Source organism: Paenibacillus sp. 1-18, from assembly GCF_000520755.1.
In the GTDB taxonomy this organism is placed as follows: domain Bacteria; phylum Bacillota; class Bacilli; order Paenibacillales; family Paenibacillaceae; genus Paenibacillus; species Paenibacillus brasilensis.
In genome coordinates, this window is the sequence record NZ_ASSB01000204.1 from 14,605 (window position 1) to 31,557 (window position 16,953).

15 protein-coding genes are annotated in these 16,953 nt (G+C 48.0%); all 15 read left to right on the forward strand.

Annotated elements, in window-relative coordinates:
• The first annotated feature begins 114 nt into the window (after positions 1–114).
• The 15 genes from atpD (at position 115) to csaB (ending at position 16,946) form a co-directional block, all read left to right on the forward strand.
• Positions 115–1,515 (forward strand): F0F1 ATP synthase subunit beta, encoded by a 1,401-nt coding sequence (gene atpD, locus L693_RS0112725; RefSeq protein WP_025717573.1) that lies wholly within the window; start codon positions 115–117, stop codon positions 1,513–1,515.
• 72 nt (positions 1,516–1,587) lie between these two features.
• Entirely contained in the window at positions 1,588–1,995 is a 408-nt protein-coding gene (locus L693_RS0112730; protein WP_025717574.1) for a F0F1 ATP synthase subunit epsilon, read from the forward strand.
• Between the two features lie 353 nt (positions 1,996–2,348).
• The gene (locus L693_RS0112735; RefSeq protein ID WP_025717575.1) at positions 2,349–2,600 is read left to right on the forward strand and encodes a DUF1146 family protein; all 252 of its coding nucleotides are present in this window, start codon (positions 2,349–2,351) and stop codon (positions 2,598–2,600) included.
• Positions 2,601–2,924: 324 nt separating this feature from the next.
• On the forward strand, positions 2,925–4,280 hold the full coding sequence (murA, locus tag L693_RS0112740) for a UDP-N-acetylglucosamine 1-carboxyvinyltransferase (RefSeq protein WP_025717576.1): 1,356 nt from the start codon (positions 2,925–2,927) through the stop codon (positions 4,278–4,280).
• Between the two features lie 218 nt (positions 4,281–4,498).
• Positions 4,499–5,944 (forward strand): stage II sporulation protein D, encoded by a 1,446-nt coding sequence (gene spoIID / locus L693_RS0112745; RefSeq protein ID WP_025717577.1) that lies wholly within the window; start codon positions 4,499–4,501, stop codon positions 5,942–5,944.
• 70 nt (positions 5,945–6,014) lie between these two features.
• On the forward strand, positions 6,015–6,755 hold the full coding sequence (locus L693_RS0112750) for a M23 family metallopeptidase (RefSeq protein ID WP_025717578.1): 741 nt from the start codon (positions 6,015–6,017) through the stop codon (positions 6,753–6,755).
• A gap of 202 nt (positions 6,756–6,957) precedes the next feature.
• Positions 6,958–7,245 (forward strand): sporulation transcriptional regulator SpoIIID, encoded by a 288-nt coding sequence (spoIIID, locus tag L693_RS0112755; RefSeq protein ID WP_025717579.1) that lies wholly within the window; start codon positions 6,958–6,960, stop codon positions 7,243–7,245.
• Positions 7,246–7,415: 170 nt separating this feature from the next.
• The gene (locus L693_RS0112760; RefSeq protein WP_025717580.1) at positions 7,416–8,414 is read left to right on the forward strand and encodes a rod shape-determining protein; all 999 of its coding nucleotides are present in this window, start codon (positions 7,416–7,418) and stop codon (positions 8,412–8,414) included.
• 123 nt (positions 8,415–8,537) lie between these two features.
• The gene (locus L693_RS0112765) at positions 8,538–9,422 is read left to right on the forward strand and encodes a flagellar hook-basal body protein (protein WP_025717581.1); all 885 of its coding nucleotides are present in this window, start codon (positions 8,538–8,540) and stop codon (positions 9,420–9,422) included.
• A gap of 13 nt (positions 9,423–9,435) precedes the next feature.
• Positions 9,436–10,263, forward strand: coding sequence for a flagellar hook-basal body protein (locus L693_RS0112770; protein ID WP_025717582.1), 828 nt, complete (start codon positions 9,436–9,438; stop codon positions 10,261–10,263).
• A gap of 10 nt (positions 10,264–10,273) precedes the next feature.
• Positions 10,274–10,486 (forward strand): DNA-directed RNA polymerase subunit beta, encoded by a 213-nt coding sequence (locus L693_RS0112775; protein WP_025717583.1) that lies wholly within the window; start codon positions 10,274–10,276, stop codon positions 10,484–10,486.
• 911 nt (positions 10,487–11,397) lie between these two features.
• Positions 11,398–11,844 carry a 3-hydroxyacyl-ACP dehydratase FabZ gene (gene fabZ / locus L693_RS0112780; protein ID WP_025717584.1) on the forward strand — a complete coding sequence of 149 codons (447 nt, stop codon included), beginning with the start codon at positions 11,398–11,400 and terminating at the stop codon, positions 11,842–11,844.
• Between the two features lie 95 nt (positions 11,845–11,939).
• Entirely contained in the window at positions 11,940–13,658 is a 1,719-nt protein-coding gene (locus L693_RS0112785; protein WP_025717585.1) for a phospho-sugar mutase, read from the forward strand.
• A 175-nt stretch (positions 13,659–13,833) separates the two neighbouring features.
• Positions 13,834–15,843 carry a DUF5693 family protein gene (locus tag L693_RS0112790; protein WP_025717586.1) on the forward strand — a complete coding sequence of 670 codons (2,010 nt, stop codon included), beginning with the start codon at positions 13,834–13,836 and terminating at the stop codon, positions 15,841–15,843.
• Positions 15,819–16,946, forward strand: coding sequence for a polysaccharide pyruvyl transferase CsaB (gene csaB / locus L693_RS0112795; protein ID WP_025717587.1), 1,128 nt, complete (start codon positions 15,819–15,821; stop codon positions 16,944–16,946). Before L693_RS0112790 ends, csaB begins: the two co-directional genes overlap by 25 nt.
• Positions 16,947–16,953: the final 7 nt, after the last annotated feature.

The window sequence follows — 16,953 nt, forward strand, 5'->3', positions numbered from 1 at the left end:
TTTGCAGATTGCTGTATAGCAGAGCCTATACTAATATGATAATTTGCGGGCGCAAAACAAATCAGAGTTGTTCAGATTTGCGGCTGTGCAAGCTTGTAGGAGGGAAACCAAAAGATGAACAAAGGACGCGTAGTGAGCATCCAGGGTCCGGTTGTTGACGTTGAATTTGAACGCGGTCAGCTTCCGGAGATCCTAAATGCTATTCATATTGGGACTGTGCTGGAGACTGGAGTTAAGCTGGATCTAACGCTTGAAGCATCAAAGCATCTGGGCGATAATCGTGTACGTTGTATTGCCATGTCTTCCACAGACGGTCTGGTTCGCGGAGCTGAAGCGGTAGACCTGGGGGCGCCTATTTCGGTGCCTGTTGGTGAGGCTACTCTGGGACGCGTATTTAACGTGCTGGGAAATCCAATTGATAACGGTGCTGACATTAGTACAGCAGAAAAAAATCCGATTCACCGTCAGGCCCCTTCTTTCGATGAATTGACGACTCAAGCGGAAATGCTCGAAACAGGCATTAAAGTTATCGACTTGCTGGCTCCTTATGCCAAAGGCGGTAAAGTTGGATTGTTCGGTGGTGCTGGTGTAGGTAAAACCGTAACCATCCAAGAATTGATTAACAACATTGCTCAGGAGCATGGCGGTATTTCTGTATTTGCAGGTGTAGGTGAACGCACACGTGAAGGAAATGACTTGTACCATGAAATGAAAGAGTCCGGCGTTATCAACAAAACAGCGATGGTGTTTGGACAAATGAATGAGCCTCCGGGTGCGCGTTTGCGTGTTGCCCTCACGGGTCTGACGATGGCGGAGTATTTCCGTGATCAAGAGGGCCGCGACGTATTGCTCTTTATTGATAACATCTTCCGCTTTACTCAAGCGGGTTCTGAGGTTTCAGCCCTGCTGGGACGTATGCCTTCCGCAGTAGGTTACCAGCCTACGCTGGCAACTGAAATGGGTCAATTGCAAGAACGGATTACTTCAACTAAAAAAGGTTCTGTTACTTCCATTCAGGCGATCTATGTGCCTGCGGATGACTACACTGACCCGGCACCTGCTACAACATTTGCCCACTTGGATGCAACGACAAACCTGGAACGTAAAATTTCCGAAATGGGTATTTACCCAGCGGTTGATCCACTCGCATCAAGCTCCCGGATCTTGTCTCCAGACGTTGTAGGTGAAGAGCATTACAATGTAGCGCAAGGGGTAAAACAAATTTTGGCCCGCTACAACGAACTTCAGGATATCATTGCCATCCTGGGTATGGACGAACTGAGCGAGGAAGACAAAATGCTGGTAGCACGTGCACGTAAAATCCAGCGTTTCCTGTCCCAACCTTTCCACGTTGCCGAGGCGTTTAACGGCTTCCCGGGTAAATATGTACCGGTTAAAGAAACGGTACGAAGCTTCAAAGAAATTCTGGAAGGGAAGTATGACCATCTTCCAGAAGCAGCGTTCCTTTTCGTAGGAGCCATCGAAGAAGCAGTAGAAAAAGCCAAAACAATGTAATTACACAGGCAAAGAATAGCCGAAAGCCTTACGAAGTGAGCTGTCTGTGGACAGCTTTCAGGAGGGATTCAAGTGAGCACGTATTTATTAGAGATTGTGACGCCGGAGCACCTGGTCTATACAGAGCAGGTCAACAGCATCAGTGTTCGCGGCTCGGAAGGCGACCTTGGTATTTTACCTGGACACCTTCCCTTGGTCACTCCCTTGAAGATTGCACCGGTAAGTATCAAAATCGGTGGTCAGACTGAGGTGATCGCGGTCAATGGGGGCTTTGTTGAAGTCCGCAAGGATAAAGTGGTTATTTTGGCTGAGAGTGCGGAACGCTCTGAAGATATTGACGTAGAGCGTGCCCGTGCGGCAAGGGAGCGGGCGGAGCTGCGGCTCCAGAGCAAGCAGGAGCAGATAGACCATCATCGGGCGGAAGTGGCTCTGCAACGGGCGCTTAACCGTTTGAATGCTACAAGTATCAGGACCAAATAAGAATTAAATATTAGGTTTTAGTGGAATTATTAAAGGGTTCGGCATAGTATACGGATGGAATGACAGGGAGACCGCTTCATAACTTCTGCCAGAGAATGTCCGGCAGGTGGAGAGGAGAACCTTTCCTTCCTTCAATCACTGTGATCGGGCCCTTTTTTTAATATCATTACCAAATATGCAGTCCTATTTCTTGCTCGGCAGCTAGGTACATAGTACCTTTTAAATTCACGAAACAGAAGTAATTATTCATATTTTGTCGAGATAAATGTTCTGAAAGCAGAAATATGACTAGCATATTAGGCGCTCGCCGAGTATTATAAAGAAGTCTGTGAAGCAGATGGGAGGGATTACAGATGAACGGGAAGCAGCAGCTGGCTGAACAGCTAAGTCAATCGGCGAGTATGACCGCGTTGATCTCCATGATCGTGTCACTCATCTGTATAGCGCTAGCTTGGTGGGCTTTACAGAGCTTAAAGCTGGATTTAATAATCCGGCACCCCAAAGGACCGCATGGCAGATTGTTGCACTTGTTTCTTGCTATTATCGTCGGACAGTTGGTTTCTGGTTTCCTGCTGAGCTACATCTCATGGAGCCAGATGCTCTAGTGTGTTGTTTTAACATGGAGCGAGCGGGTTATATGACTTTATGACTGCGTCATTGCGGGAAATGTCGAATAACATCGTTTCAGATTGTCAACAATGGTAAACAAAAGAACCATACATGTATAACCGACTGAATCAGTTGGAGTATGATGGACGTCAAGTACAAAAAACGCTTGTATACTTGTTTTGATCAGTGGTATGATGGCAGTTAGGGTATTAATAAAATCTTGTTTTTTATGTAATTGAAAAAGCAAGGCATGAAAATAGCGGAATATGTTCTTTTTTTCCATGATGGAAAAGGGAAATGACGCGCGGAGGGAACCATAGATGAGCAAATTTATCGTCCGCGGTGGCAACAGATTGACCGGGAGTGTCAAAGTCAGCGGAGCCAAAAACTCAGTTCTGCCGATCATCGCTGCTTCTCTGCTAGGAGAAGAAGGAGAAAGTGTTATTATTGATGCGCCTCCTCTAGACGATGTGATGACCATTAACAAAGTACTGGAGTCCTTAGGAGCAGGCGTTACATACCAAGATGAGGTCATTCGTGTTGACGCGCGGAAGATAATTTCCTGTGAAGCCCCTTATGAGTGGGTTAGGAAAATGCGCGCATCATTCTTGGTTATGGGACCGTTGCTTACACGTTTGGGACATACGAGAATTTCGCTTCCGGGCGGCTGCGCAATTGGCACACGACCAATTGACCAGCATTTGAAGGGCTTTGAAGCATTGGGGGCCGAGATTAGTCTAGGCCAAGGTTTTATTGAAGCGAAAAGTAACGGGCGTCTGCGTGGAGCCAAGGTTTATTTGGATGTAGCCAGCGTAGGAGCAACCGAGAATATTATGATGGCCGCTACTCTTGCCGAGGGCGTAACCACTATTGAGAATGCTGCTAAGGAACCTGAGATCGTTGATCTTGCGAACTTCCTCAATGGTATGGGAGCCAAGGTACGCGGTGCGGGTACTGGCGTTATTCGTATTGAAGGCGTCGAGAAACTTCATGGTGTGAAGCATACGGTCATTCCCGACCGTGTAGAAGCAGGTACTTATATGGTTGCTGCTGCGATCACAGGCGGGAACGTATATGTGGAAGGGGCAATATCTGATCATTTGGGACCTGTTATCTCCAAGATGGAAGAAATGGGTGTAACCATTCAACCAGATGAAAACGGAGTTCGTGTTATCGCTGATAAGCCGTTAAAGGCTGTTGATGTTAAAACGTTGCCTTATCCTGGTTTCCCTACGGATATGCAGTCTCAGATGATGGCACTTCAACTTGCTGCTGAAGGAACGAGCATTATCACCGAAACCGTCTTTGAAAATCGCTTCATGCATGTGGATGAATTTCATCTTATGAATGCGGAGATTAAAGTCGAAGGTCGTTCTGCGATTGTAACAGGCAATGCGAAACTGACAGGCGCGAAAGTGACTTCGACAGATTTGCGTGCAGGTGCTGCGTTAATTCTGACCGGGCTTATTGCGGAGGGTACTACAGAGGTATCCGGTGTACATCACATTGACCGTGGCTACGTTCATTTGGCTGAGAAGCTGACTGGATTGGGTGCGGATATTTACAGAGTGACCGTAGAAGAGCCGAAGCTGGATCATTCGTCCACTACAGAGCGTGTAATATCGGAAGAAACTACAGGGAATTTGTTCAAAAAGATTCAACCTTCTCTGGCATAAGCTTTAACACACGCGGTGTATGAATATGGTTTACAACAATTAGGAACCAAGTCCGAAAGGGCTTGGTTTTTTCGTGTTTTCGGCTTGTCTTTTTCATTCTTTCAGTCCTCTTAAAACGGTTCTATCAAAGTGGACGACCTCATATGATTGAAAATATCTACTGGAGCAGTTTATTGCTTCCAGCCAGATATTCAGCCCTTTGATGGAGGTTTATGCCCATGAAAGATTCACAGGTTCGCATTCGTATACCGATTCATCATGCCAACGATCATCGCCGGACTTTACCTGAAGAGGAAAGTCCCGGCTTTATAGCTGCTCCGGCACAGACAAGCAGGCTTGCCCAGCAGAGATCGGGTACACGAGGCCCAATGACCGCTGAAGCCAGGTACGCACGGCGTGCAACGGCAGTGACTCCCGCTGTGCATCTCGTAAGCGCGTCGCTGCCTGCCACCGGCGCAGCAGCTCGTGCCACACGCGACGTAAGCTTACCGCCCGCATCAATGCCCGTGCCACACCTGCGGCCTGCCACCGGGCGTGCTCCACGCTGGGGAAGCCACCGTCCCTGGCTGCCAGCTGTCGCCATAGCAGGCCTGCTGGCGCTTGCACTGGCTGTGCCTGCGTTAATGACGTGGCCACGTCATACGGCGAAGCCGTTGCCACCGGGCAGCCGCAAGGTAGCCCCCGAGATATCCGTCGCGGCTGCGAAGTCTGAAGCCACCGTCACGCGGCTGCCTGGGGTTCCACCCATCCCCGCGATCCCCGCTGCTCCAGCGCGTGGTGTTCCGACAGTGGCAGAGCCGGACGTGCGTGTTTACGTCACGTCTACGGGCCGTACAGAGACGCTGCCGCTGGAGGAGTACATTGTCGGTGTTGTAGCCGCCGAAATGCCGCCCAGCTTCGAAGGCGAGGCACTGAAGGCGCAAGCTATTGCCGCGCGCACCTTCATTACTCGGCGTTTGCTGGCTGATGATACCAGCGGCGCACCAGCAGGAGCAGATGTGACGGATACCGTTAAGCATCAGGCTTATATTTCTAAAGCTAAACTTACTAGAGAGTGGGGGCATTCCGGTAAAGCTGCTGAGCTGGCTAAAATTCGGCAGGCTGTACGCGATACCAAGGATACAATCATGGTGTATGAGGGCAAACCGATTACCGCTTCTTTTTTTTCTACCAGCAACGGTTATACCGAAAATTCAGAGGATGTTTGGGCCAAGGCAGTGCCCTACTTACGGAGTGTATCGAGTCCCTGGGACAAGCAGCTGGCTCCACGATATAAAGAAACCATCACACTAAGCCGTCAGGGCGTGTTTGATAGACTGGGATTGAGCCGTGCTGCGATGGCCGATTCTACTGGAGGAGTAAGTATGCCCGAGATTCAGGTGCTTTCCAAGACAGAAGGCCATCGGATCAAAAAGATTAAAGTAGGAGGGACAGTCTTTACAGGACCGGAAATTCGCAACAAACTGGGACTTCGTTCGGCTGAATTTACCTGGAGGATCGAAGGAAACAAGATTGCTATAACGACCTATGGCTACGGCCATGGTGTCGGCATGAGCCAGTGGGGGGCCAATGGAATGGCCAAGGAAGGCTATACTGCCACTCAAATTCTCCTTCACTACTATACTGGCATTTCCTTTACACAGGCTTCTCGTATTCTAGGTTAGTAAATTTTTCAAAACTTTGAAGTATAAAAGAGTTGCACCCGGTAACACTGGTTACTGAGGTGATGAGCAAATGAGTGAACAAAATAAAAACCAGAACCAAAATCATGAAGAAACACCCAAAACCTTTCAGGGTGGAAGAGCTTCACAGCCGTCTTCGTGGAAAAAGCTGTTGTCCAAAAGGTGGGCATACCCGGCAGCCTACATTGCCGCAGCAGCCATTATACTAACTTTAGTGTGGGTCTATCAGGATGCCAGCCAGAAGTCTTTCAAACCTGACCCAGCTAGTCCATCGGTACAGAGCACAAGCGCAGTCGATACAGATGTTAACGGACAACAGCCAGAAAGTATGGAAGTCGTTGCCCAGTCGGAAAATATCGCATGGCCGGTGGCAGATGCCGCCGCAGTAAAGGTCGTAAAGCCATTTTTTGACGAAAATGCGACAGCTGATGAGCAGGCAGCAGCCATGGTAGAGTATGATAAAACCTTTACTGCTAACACCGGAATTGATCTTTCCCGGGCCGACGATCAAGCGTTTGAAGTGAGAGCCGCCCTGAGTGGCAAAGTATCCCGTGTGGAACAAAATCCGCTGGTGGGGAATGTCGTAGAAATCACGCATGATAACAATCTCAAAACGGTGTACCAAAGCTTGAGCGATCTGAAAGTAAAAGAGGGCGATCAAGTTAAACAGAATGATGTGATTGCTTCAGCGGGTCGTAACGAGCTTGAAAAAGATTTGAAAACGCATCTGCATTTTGAAGTGTACCAGGATGGCAAGCCGGTGAATCCTACAGGTCTGCTTCCTAAAAAATAAATTCAGTTATGGCTTTGCATGCAAAGCGGGGAATCCATATTCCCTGCTTTTTTCTTATTCATTTTTGTTCAGGAGGTAAACAGATAAGTTGCTTCTGTCAAATAAATAGGCCTTCGGAAGCATGTCTTCCCGCCAAACCGCGAATATATAAGCACGCTCCTCATATAATGTACCAAACTATCCACAGTAGGGAGGCGGGAGCGTGCACGATTACATCAAGGAACGGACCATCAAAATCGGTCGCTGTATCGTGGAAACAAGGAATACGGTCCGTACGATTGCCAAGGAATTTGGTGTCTCCAAGAGCACGGTGCATAAAGATCTGACCGAACGGCTGCCTGAAATCAACCCGGATCTTGCCGATCAAGTAAAGCACATTCTCGAATACCATAAATCCATCCGCCATCTGCGGGGAGGGGAAGCGACGAAAATTAAGTACAAAAAAACGAGTGGGAAAAGAAGGGAGATTCTCATTTCCGGCAAGTCTTAAAAATATATAGTGAATTGGCTGGCAAAGCCATTGAATCAACCCCCTGAAGTATGATATGTTAAAAGATGGTACAAGACGAAAAATGACATGTAACCGTAGGTTTATACATATATTTGCCGCTTCTTGTCGAATCTTAGCTTTTAAAATATCACTTTGGGGGCCTTTTTAATATGTTCAGTAATGATATCGGTATCGACCTCGGTACGGCCAACGTGCTTATCCACGTCAAAGGGAAGGGGGTTGTTCTTGACGAACCTTCCGTTGTTGCGATAGAAAGCGATACAAAAAAAGTATTGGCTGTCGGAGAGGAAGCGCGTCGCATGGTTGGGCGGACTCCTGGTAATATCATAGCCATTCGTCCTTTGCGTGATGGTGTTATCGCCGATTTTGAAGTGACGGAGGCAATGTTAAAATATTTTATCAATCGGGTAGGGGGGAAAAGCTGGTACAGCCACCCTCGTATTTTGATTTGTGCACCGACGAACATTACCTCAGTGGAACAAAAAGCGATTCGTGAAGCGGCAGAGCGCAGCGGGGCGAAAGAAGTATTTTTGGAGGAAGAGCCAAAAGCAGCTGCCATCGGGGCAGGAATGGATATCTTTGAGCCTAGCGGCAACATGGTCGTGGATATTGGTGGTGGAACGACAGACGTCGCAGTCCTTTCTATGGGGGATGTGGTCACAGCTTCTTCCATTAAAATGGCAGGGGATAAGTTTGATACAGCCATCATGAAATATGTGAAAACCAAGTATAAGCTTCTCATTGGGGAACGTACGGCCGAGGATATCAAGATTGCTATCGGAACCGTGCATCCGAGTGGAAAACGTGCGGAAATGGACATTCGTGGACGGGATATGGTATCCGGATTGCCCAAAACATTAAGTATTTCCGCCGATGAAGTACAGGACGCGCTTAGAGACCCTGTGTCAGCGATTGTTGCTGCGGCCAAGTTTGTATTGGAGCAGACCCCACCGGAACTGTCAGCCGATATTATTGATCGTGGTGTCATTCTGACTGGTGGCGGTGCGCTGCTTAGCGGATTGGACGAGCTGCTTGCAGAAGAATTACGTGTTCCGGTATTGGTTGCCGAGGATCCGATGCATTGTGTTGTTAAAGGCACAGGAATTATGCTGGATAATTTGGATCATGTGGTTAAGAAAAAGTTCTAATCTGCCGATAGTGACTATATGAGACTCGTGTGTGGTCGGACAGGTTGCCTTGTATATCGGCTTCCAAACCTCCATGCGAGTAGATGATGCATTAGCAGAGTATAGGATTGGGGTGCACGATACATGTTGAGAGGTCTATATACTGCGGCAGCCGGAATGATGACACAGCAACGACGCCATGACACTGTGACGCAAAATATTGCCAATATGGATACGCCGGGATACAAGCAGGAGAACAGCGTTCAACGTTCTTTTCCGGAAATGCTTATTTCTATGACGGGCGGTAACCCGGATAATCCGAACCGTACGGTCGGCAAGCTCAATACTGGCGTTTTTGCCGAGGAAAGCCTCTCCCCTTACATTCAGGGGATATTGAAGGACAGCGGCCAGGCCACGGATTTCGCGATACAGTCCAATATCAATGTGAACGACCCGGCAACGGGTCAGCCTATGGCTTTTGATCAGGCAGGGAAATTTGTTAATGCTAACGGTGAAGTCACCTATCGTCCAGAAGCGTTTTTTACGGTCCGTGACAATAACGGTAATGTACGCTATACACGTGATGGACATTTTCGGGTAAATGGAGCGGGGGCATTGCTTTCATCGACTGGCTCAGCAGTGCTGGATACGAATGGCAAACCGATTCGATTGACGGGTGCTGTCTCAGCACTTAAAGTAAATGAGCGAGGCGAATTGGTGGATAGCCAGTCCAACCAGACATTGGGAACAACGCTTGGAATTAGTGTCATAGATCGGCCGTACCAGCTCGTTCGTGAGGGCAATGGGAATTTCCGCCTGAATGATACGGATGGGGCTACAGCCAGAATGATGACCGCTAATGATACTGTGTCTGTTCGTCAGGGTTATCTGGAAGTATCTAATGTGGATGCTTCGCAGTCGATGGTGGATATGATGGCTGCGTTAAGAGCTTATGAAGCGAATCAGAAGGTTATTCAATTTTATGATAAAAGCTTGGACAAGGCCGTTAACGAAGTAGGCCGTGTATAACAGGGGGTAAGTGATGAACAACTCCATGATTGGCGCAATGGTATCTATGGCCAGTGTGCAACAGCGTTTGGATTTGATTGCCGATAATATCGCTAATATCAATACGACTGGCTATAAGAGTAAACAGGGCTCCTTTGAAGATGTGCTGGCTAATGTACAGCAACAGCCTTCAACGTATCTCCAAAACGGGCGGGCTATGCCGCTGGGTTATAATTTGGGCTACGGAGTTAAAACGGCCTCAGTTATGAAAAATATGGAACAAGGATCACTCAAGGAGACGGGGCTTCCAACCGATCTGGCAATCCAGGGCAATGCCATGTTTGAAGTTCAGGGCAATGGGCAAAAAGCCTGGACTCGTGACGGTAGCTTTCATTTTGTTCCTGACCCGAATGACAGTGCAACGATGATGTTGACCACGGCTGAAGGCTATTCGGTACTGGACAACAATGATATTCCTGTGACTGCGCCAGCAGGCTCCAAGGTGGCTATTAATTCGGACGGTGAGTTGTTGATTCGTGCTAATGGGACGGGCGAACCAACAGCTGGTCAGCGAATCAAGCTGATGGATGTTCAGCGTCCAGAAGGACTGGAACAGCGGGATGATAACCTGTTCGTATTAGCGAATGGAGTAACAGAAGCAAATGTATTCGGTGCAGCAGGTGTAGCGGGTGCTGTTCCAACGGACGTATCCGTGCGTTCCGGTTACCTGGAACAGTCCAACGTGGATTTAGCGGGTGAAATGACAGATATGATGCAAGTTCAGCGGATGTATCAAATGGCAGCGCGGGCGCTGACCTCTAGCGATACGATGATGAACCTGGCTAACAATCTGAGGGCTTAGGGCTTTGGTAATGAAAGAAGAACAATCCGATTCCCGTCGAGTTCCTGAAAAGACAAAGTCCCGTTGGCGTACTGCCCGTTATTTCGTAGTTCCGCTGCTGCTCCTGTTTTCACTGTTAGGTGGTTTAATTGCAGGATACGTGATTGTAGGTAAGCAAGGACTGGCAGGCGTATTTGAATGGAAAACCTGGCAGCATGTCATTGATCTTATATTTGCGCCTTAGTTTACTTTAAATGAGTGGCTGTGGTGGGAAAAGACCGCTCCGCGTGCAGATTGTTCTTCCGATTGCTGTTATCCCCGGATTCCTTTTTGATTTTAAAACATTGGAAGTTTGAATCCGGGGATAAAGGCAAACGCTGCGCTTCTCCAGAACAATTCTGCCCGCTCCGCTGCTACCCGCCATTAGGACCACTCTTATTAAAATAAACCACCCGCAATTTGTGTGGGTAGTAATAAAACAACAAAACCCTGTGCCAGTGGCGCAGGGTTTTGTTTTGTCTTCAATGCATTCAATGCAGAACCCTCCAGCGTAGCACGCATGGATTGCGGCCAATGGAGGCCATCACAGAGGCCTTCGGTTGTTTTGTTTCGCCCTTCACGACAAGCGAGCATTATTGAAGCGAGGCTTTCTTTTGAGCCAAAAGTAACTCGGCGGAGAGGTTTATTTGAATCTGGAGAAGCGATAGCGTTCGCCTTTGCCCCTAAATTTTAACCTTACAGGTTTTATAAAATGAAAAAATTAAGGGGCAACAGCGATCGGAAGATCAAATAAATCGCGCAGCCCGCCCCCCTTGACTCAAATTGAACGCCCGTTTCACCCCATAATAGGAGCAACCAATATGGTACTTCCGCGTAATTTTCTTTTTGCATCCGATAACTGTATAATGATGGGGAGTTTGTAACACTGCGGGGTAAGACCAAATACGGGCAAAAGGGCCTCTTCGCGCCTCTGGTTGCGTAACCGGCGGAAAAAGCCCCTTATCTCAACCTTCACTTCTGCAGTAGGTGAAGGATATCTAACATTGTTGCCGCTTTGCACTGTTTTTATGCAGCACAGGTAGGGTAATATTATGCTTGCAGCCATTTATGATTGGTGCAAACCAAACCTGCAAGCGAGAGGAGTTATTAAGGTAAATGGACAAGTTGCAATTGGATGTTAATCAAATTCAGGAAATTATTTCCCATCGACCGCCATTTTTGTTGGTGGATCGCATCATTGAGCTGGAGGAAGGGGTAAGAGCAGTAGGCATTAAAAATGTAACGATGAGTGAGCCTCATTTCATCGGACATTTTCCGGGGTATCCGGTCATGCCTGGTGTGCTGATCACCGAAGCACTGGCTCAGGTTGGGGCTGTTGCATTACTGCATTTAGAGAAAAATCGCGGCAAAATCGGTTTCTTGGCTGGGTTGGATGGTTTCCGCTTCCGCGGACAGGTGGTTCCTGGGGATACGCTGACGCTTGAAGTGGAAATAACCCGTTCTAAAGGGGCATTCGGCAAGGGGAAAGCTACGGCTAAAGTAGGCGATACGGTAGTAGCTGAGGGCGAGATTATGTTTGCTTTATCCGATCCTCCTCAATAAGCAGGCTCTGCTGACATAAGCACGACGTTTGAACCGAGTGCATGTGTACATAGAAATCCTGTTTTGACAACAAAAATGGAGAGGGGAAATTCCGTATGACGCAGTTGAGTAAAAAAGCACTAGAAGGCATTGAGAGCTGGCTGCAAGACCCTTATATTGATGAAGAAACCAAACAGGAGTTGCGCGCATTGGAGGGCAACGAGCAGGAGTTGGAGGATCGCTTTTACAAAGAGTTGGAATTTGGTACAGGTGGTTTGCGTGGAGTAATTGGTGCAGGCAGTAACCGAATGAACCGCTACGTCATTGGACGTGCGACTCAAGGGCTGGCTCGCTATATTTTAGAGCAGCATGCTGGAAAAGAAGGCAAGCCTTCGGTTGTCATTGCACATGATTCGCGCCATTTCTCGCCGGAGTTTGCTCTGGATGCAGCCTTGGTGCTGGCAGGCAACGGTATCGTAGCTAAGTTGTTCCCGTCCCTGCGTCCGACGCCACAGCTTTCGTTTAGCGTACGTCATTTGGGAGCCAGTGGGGGGATTGTCGTAACTGCGAGCCATAACCCGCCTGAATATAATGGATACAAGGTATACAATAATGAAGGTGGCCAGCTTGTTCCTGATCAGGCTGAGCAGGTGATTGGTTATATCCGTGAGGTTCCTACTTTTGCTGATATTAACCGTCTGACCCGTGAAGAAGCAGAGGCACAGGGACTGCTGGTTTGGCTTGGAGAAAAGGAAGATGAAGCGTTTGTAGAGACGGTGGCCAGTGTGAGTGTGAACCGTGAGCTGATTGCAGCCGGACCAGGGAAAAACTTTAAGGTTGTATTTACACCTCTTCATGGAACTGGAAATGTACCGGTGCGCCGTGTGCTGGAGAAAATCGGCTTTGAGCAGGTGCATATTGTACCTGAGCAAGAGCTGCCTGATGCTGAGTTTTCCACTGTCAAATCGCCTAACCCGGAGGAACGTGATGCATTCAAGTTAGCAATTGCACTGGGTGAGAAGATTGGTGCGGATTTGTTGATCGGAACAGACCCTGATGCTGACCGCATGGGGGCGGTTGTGAAGAACCGTGACGGCGAATATGTAGTATTGTCTGGAAATCAGTCCGGCGCAATTATGGTGTACTACTTGTTGAATCAGCTAAAAGAAACAGGTAAGCTTCCGAATAACGGGGCGGTCATCAAAACCATCGTAACCAGCGAAATGGGTGCAGTCATTGCCGAACATTTTGGCGCAACTGTGTTTAATACGCTAACTGGCTTTAAATATATTGGTGAGAAAATGAACCAGTTTGACCAAACGGGAGATTATACCTACCTGTTCGGTTATGAAGAGAGCTATGGCTATTTGGCAGGCAATTATGCTCGCGACAAGGATGCTATTCTTGCGGCTATGCTGATTGCTGAAGCTGCTGCTTATTACAGCACTCAAGGTAAGACGCTGTATGATGTTTTACAAGAGCTGTACGATCAGTTTGGATACTTCCTTGAGACGTTGGAGTCTCGTACTCTGAAAGGCAAGGACGGAGTGGCGCAGATTCAGGGAAAAATGGCGGATTGGCGCAGCAACGTCCCTCAAGAGATTGCAGGGGTGAAGGTAGACAAGGTACTGGACTACTCGCAAGGGTTGGACGGTCTTCCACAAGAAAATGTGCTCAAATTTTTACTGGAGGACGGTTCATGGTTCTGTCTGCGTCCTTCTGGTACTGAGCCAAAAATCAAAGTATACTTCGCGGTACGCGGTTCTTCGCTGGCAGATGCGGAGCAAAGAATCAGCCGTCTGGCGGAAGCTGTTATGGCGCGCGTAGACGCTTGAGACAAATCCATTTATAATAGAATAGGGTAAGACAATTGGATATGAAATAAGTAATCGGTGACCTCTCACGGCAAAGGGCAGTACGCCGTGGGGGTCATTTCTATGTTGCGAATAATCTGGAATAGGCATTGGGAAAATAGATTTATTGCGGCAACGATATTAAGGAGGTTCTTTGGTGTATCAGAAATGGCAGTATTGGAATACGGCTTCTCGAAAATGGTTATGGATTCTGGTTGCACTCGGCTTGCTGGCCTCCATCCCAATCATCGCCGATCGTGTGAAGACAGAATCTTCAAGTAAAAAAGTAGAGATTGTATTCGATTATCGGGATTTGACAGAGGCAGCTTCGTACCAGGCTCACCCGCAGGACTATTTGAACGAGCAGCTGGACCGCTTAAAGCAGGCGGGTGTAAACAGTATGGCAATGTATGAAAGTACATTGGACGATTTCCGTAAAGCGGGCCGGGTCGTAACCTATACGACTCAGAACGTTGCTGATTTGGAAAAACGTCTTTCACCTGCAAATGAGAATTTTACGTATGTTGTTTTTGCTGACAAAGAAAATGCTGAGGCACTAAAGCCGTTAATTGAACGTACGTTTACAAGCCTTGGCATTAACGTGAAGCCATGGAGCTATCAGGGACAAGAAGGGCTGGTTGTGGAAACATCCCCGGAGGATGCGTATCTTAAGCCGATGCAGCCTGACCCGATTGCTATGAAGCAGCTTCGGAGCAAAGGATTTTTTATTGTTCCGCGGATGAGTGACAGTCTTCCTTATAACGAAAAATTGACGGAAGAGATGCTGGCCTCCTTTCAACAGAATGGTGTGAAACGCATTTTGTTTGAAGGGGATTCGGTCAAAGGCTTTACAGATAACGAAAAAGAGCATAGCTTGGCGGCATTTGCTAAATTGCTTAATAAATATGATATTGGCTTGGCTGCTATTGAAAACTTGAAAAAACCACAAGCAGGCTTCAACAGGCTTGCCTACGATATTCACTATAACGTTGTCCGACTGTATTCTCTGAGTGACAAGGATTCAACACTTGATGTCGAGACCTTGGCGGATCGTTTTGCATTGGCGACCAAGGATCGCAATATTCGCATGCTTTATCTTAATACTGCCCCTACGCGCAGCGTGGCTGAGGCAAAAGTAAAGGATTCGGTAGACAATCTGGTCCACAGCTTGGACAAACCAGGTAACGCTATACAACGGATGGAGAATAAGGGATTTGAGCTCGGACAGGCTGAACCATTCAAGGTGGTTGATTCGTCAATTCAACGCTATCTAAAAGTGGTCGTCGTATTGGGTGCACTTGCATTCTTCTCCATAATGGTGTCTTATTTCGCCCCGGTGTTGACCCTGCTGGTCTTTGTAGTCGGTTTGGTTGGCTCCGCAGGACTTTATGTCTTGAACTCCAGCCTGATGGAGCAAGGCTTGGCGTTGCTCGCAGCAATTAGCGGCCCTACAGTAGCAATGGTTATTGCCGTACGTACCGTTAGAATTAAACATGAACAGGAGCTTTCTACAGGTCAGCGGTTGGTTCAAACCCTTATCCTGTACGTGCGAACAGCAATTTTGTCGCTGGCTGCGGTGCCTTTTGTTATTGCGCTGTTGAATAGTATTGCTTACAGCCTTGTATTGAACCAGTTTAGAGGTGTGGGTTTGCTTCACATTCTGCCAATCTTTTTGGCTGCGGTATATATTTTCTTTTATCGTGGCGTTTCTATACGTGAGGAAATTTCCAAGCTGCTCCGTACGCCGATTACCGTACTGTGGGTAGTTGCATTGGCTGTTATCGGAGCCGCAGGATTATACTACTTGAGCCGTACGGGGAATGCAGGTACAGTGTCGAACACGGAGCTGGTTTTCCGGAATTTTCTTGAGAATGCATTTGGTGTACGTCCTCGTAATAAGGAATTCTTGATGGCACACCCGCTGTTTATTGCAGGCGCGTTCTTGGCGTTAAAATACCGCAAAGCGATCTATTTATTGATTATAGCTGCTATCGGTCAAGCTTCTATGGTGGATACCTTTGCTCACATTCATTCTCCAGCAGCACTCTCGCTTAGTCGCGGGTTATTAGGATTGGGACTGGGTCTGCTCCTGGGAATTATCGCAATTGTCGTGTGGCAGGTGCTGGAAGGATGTTGGAAGAAATGGTCACCACAGCTCAAACGATAATAATCTCGGGTTATTACGGCTTTCGCAATAGTGGAGATGAGGCGGTACTCAAGTCCATTTTGACTGCATTAGAAGAGGAAAGTCGTGAAGCAGGGATTACGATCAAGCCTGTTGTTCTGTCTTCCGACCCCGCATGGACAAAGAAAATGTATGGAGTAGAAGCTGTCCCACGTATGAGCCTGGGGGAAGTTCGAAAAGCGATTCAAAACAGCGACGGGTTAATCAGTGGTGGTGGAAGCTTGCTTCAGGATGCGACAAGTCCCAAAAGCATTCCTTATTACCTTGCAATTCTCAAGTTGGCTCAATGGGCTGGTAAGCCGACGTTTGTATATGCTCAGGGCATTGGTCCGGTGCAACGAAAGATATTTTACCCCATGATCCGGTCTGTGTTTCAACGTTGCGAATATGTATCTGTAAGAGACAAGCAATCCGCTGCATTACTGAATAGCATGAAGCTTAAGCGCCCGCCTGTCGAGGTTGTTCCCGATCCGGTAATGGGACTACCATTGCCCTCCGCTGCCGAGCAAGCGGCTGAGAATGATCAGGGCGAGCTTCCGATCGTTGGTGTGTCAGTCCGCTACTGGGACAAGGAGCATCGTGAATTAAAGGCTATTGCAGACGGTTTGAAAAAATTAGCTGCTGGACGCCGTGTACACTTGCGTTTCTTACCGTTCCATTTGCCTGACGACGAGGAGGCCTCGAGAATGGTCATGGATTTGTTGGGGGATATTACGTCAACGGGAAGTCGTGTCAGTATGTGTGATCAGGTTACCGATCCTCAGCAGATGCTGTTGGAAGTCAGTCGTTGCAGCTTGATGATCGGGATGAGACTGCACAGCTTGATCTATGCAGCATCCCATCATGTCCCCCCGTTGGGGATATCCTACGATCCCAAAATTGACCATTTCCTCAGTCGTGTCGGCAGCCAGCCAGTAGGCACTACAGAAGCGCTGGATGGACAAAAGCTGGCTCAAGAGGCTACGCGGCTGCTAGACGAGCGAAATCAATGGATCGAGAGCCAGGGAGCGGCAATTGCTTTGTTGAAGAGCGAGGCCCGTTTGCCGGCACAGCATATCATTAATTACTTGTGTCGCAAAGGATGATGGATAC

Excerpts from the sequence above, each read along its gene's own strand:
- L693_RS0112775 (WP_025717583.1), top strand. The coding sequence starts at position 10,274 with ATGAAAGAAGAACAATCCGATTCCCGTCGAGTTCCTGAAAAGACAAAG.
- csaB (WP_025717587.1), top strand. The coding sequence starts at position 15,819 with ATGGTCACCACAGCTCAAACGATAATAATCTCGGGTTATTACGGCTTT.
- L693_RS0112760 (WP_025717580.1), top strand. The coding sequence starts at position 7,416 with ATGTTCAGTAATGATATCGGTATCGACCTCGGTACGGCCAACGTGCTT.
- L693_RS0112765 (WP_025717581.1), top strand. The coding sequence starts at position 8,538 with ATGTTGAGAGGTCTATATACTGCGGCAGCCGGAATGATGACACAGCAA.
- L693_RS0112735 (WP_025717575.1), top strand. The coding sequence starts at position 2,349 with ATGAACGGGAAGCAGCAGCTGGCTGAACAGCTAAGTCAATCGGCGAGT.
- murA (WP_025717576.1), top strand. The coding sequence starts at position 2,925 with ATGAGCAAATTTATCGTCCGCGGTGGCAACAGATTGACCGGGAGTGTC.
- L693_RS0112770 (WP_025717582.1), top strand. The coding sequence starts at position 9,436 with ATGAACAACTCCATGATTGGCGCAATGGTATCTATGGCCAGTGTGCAA.
- L693_RS0112750 (WP_025717578.1), top strand. The coding sequence starts at position 6,015 with ATGAGTGAACAAAATAAAAACCAGAACCAAAATCATGAAGAAACACCC.
- atpD (WP_025717573.1), top strand. The coding sequence starts at position 115 with ATGAACAAAGGACGCGTAGTGAGCATCCAGGGTCCGGTTGTTGACGTT.
- fabZ (WP_025717584.1), top strand. The coding sequence starts at position 11,398 with ATGGACAAGTTGCAATTGGATGTTAATCAAATTCAGGAAATTATTTCC.
- spoIID (WP_025717577.1), top strand. The coding sequence starts at position 4,499 with ATGAAAGATTCACAGGTTCGCATTCGTATACCGATTCATCATGCCAAC.
- L693_RS0112785 (WP_025717585.1), top strand. The coding sequence starts at position 11,940 with ATGACGCAGTTGAGTAAAAAAGCACTAGAAGGCATTGAGAGCTGGCTG.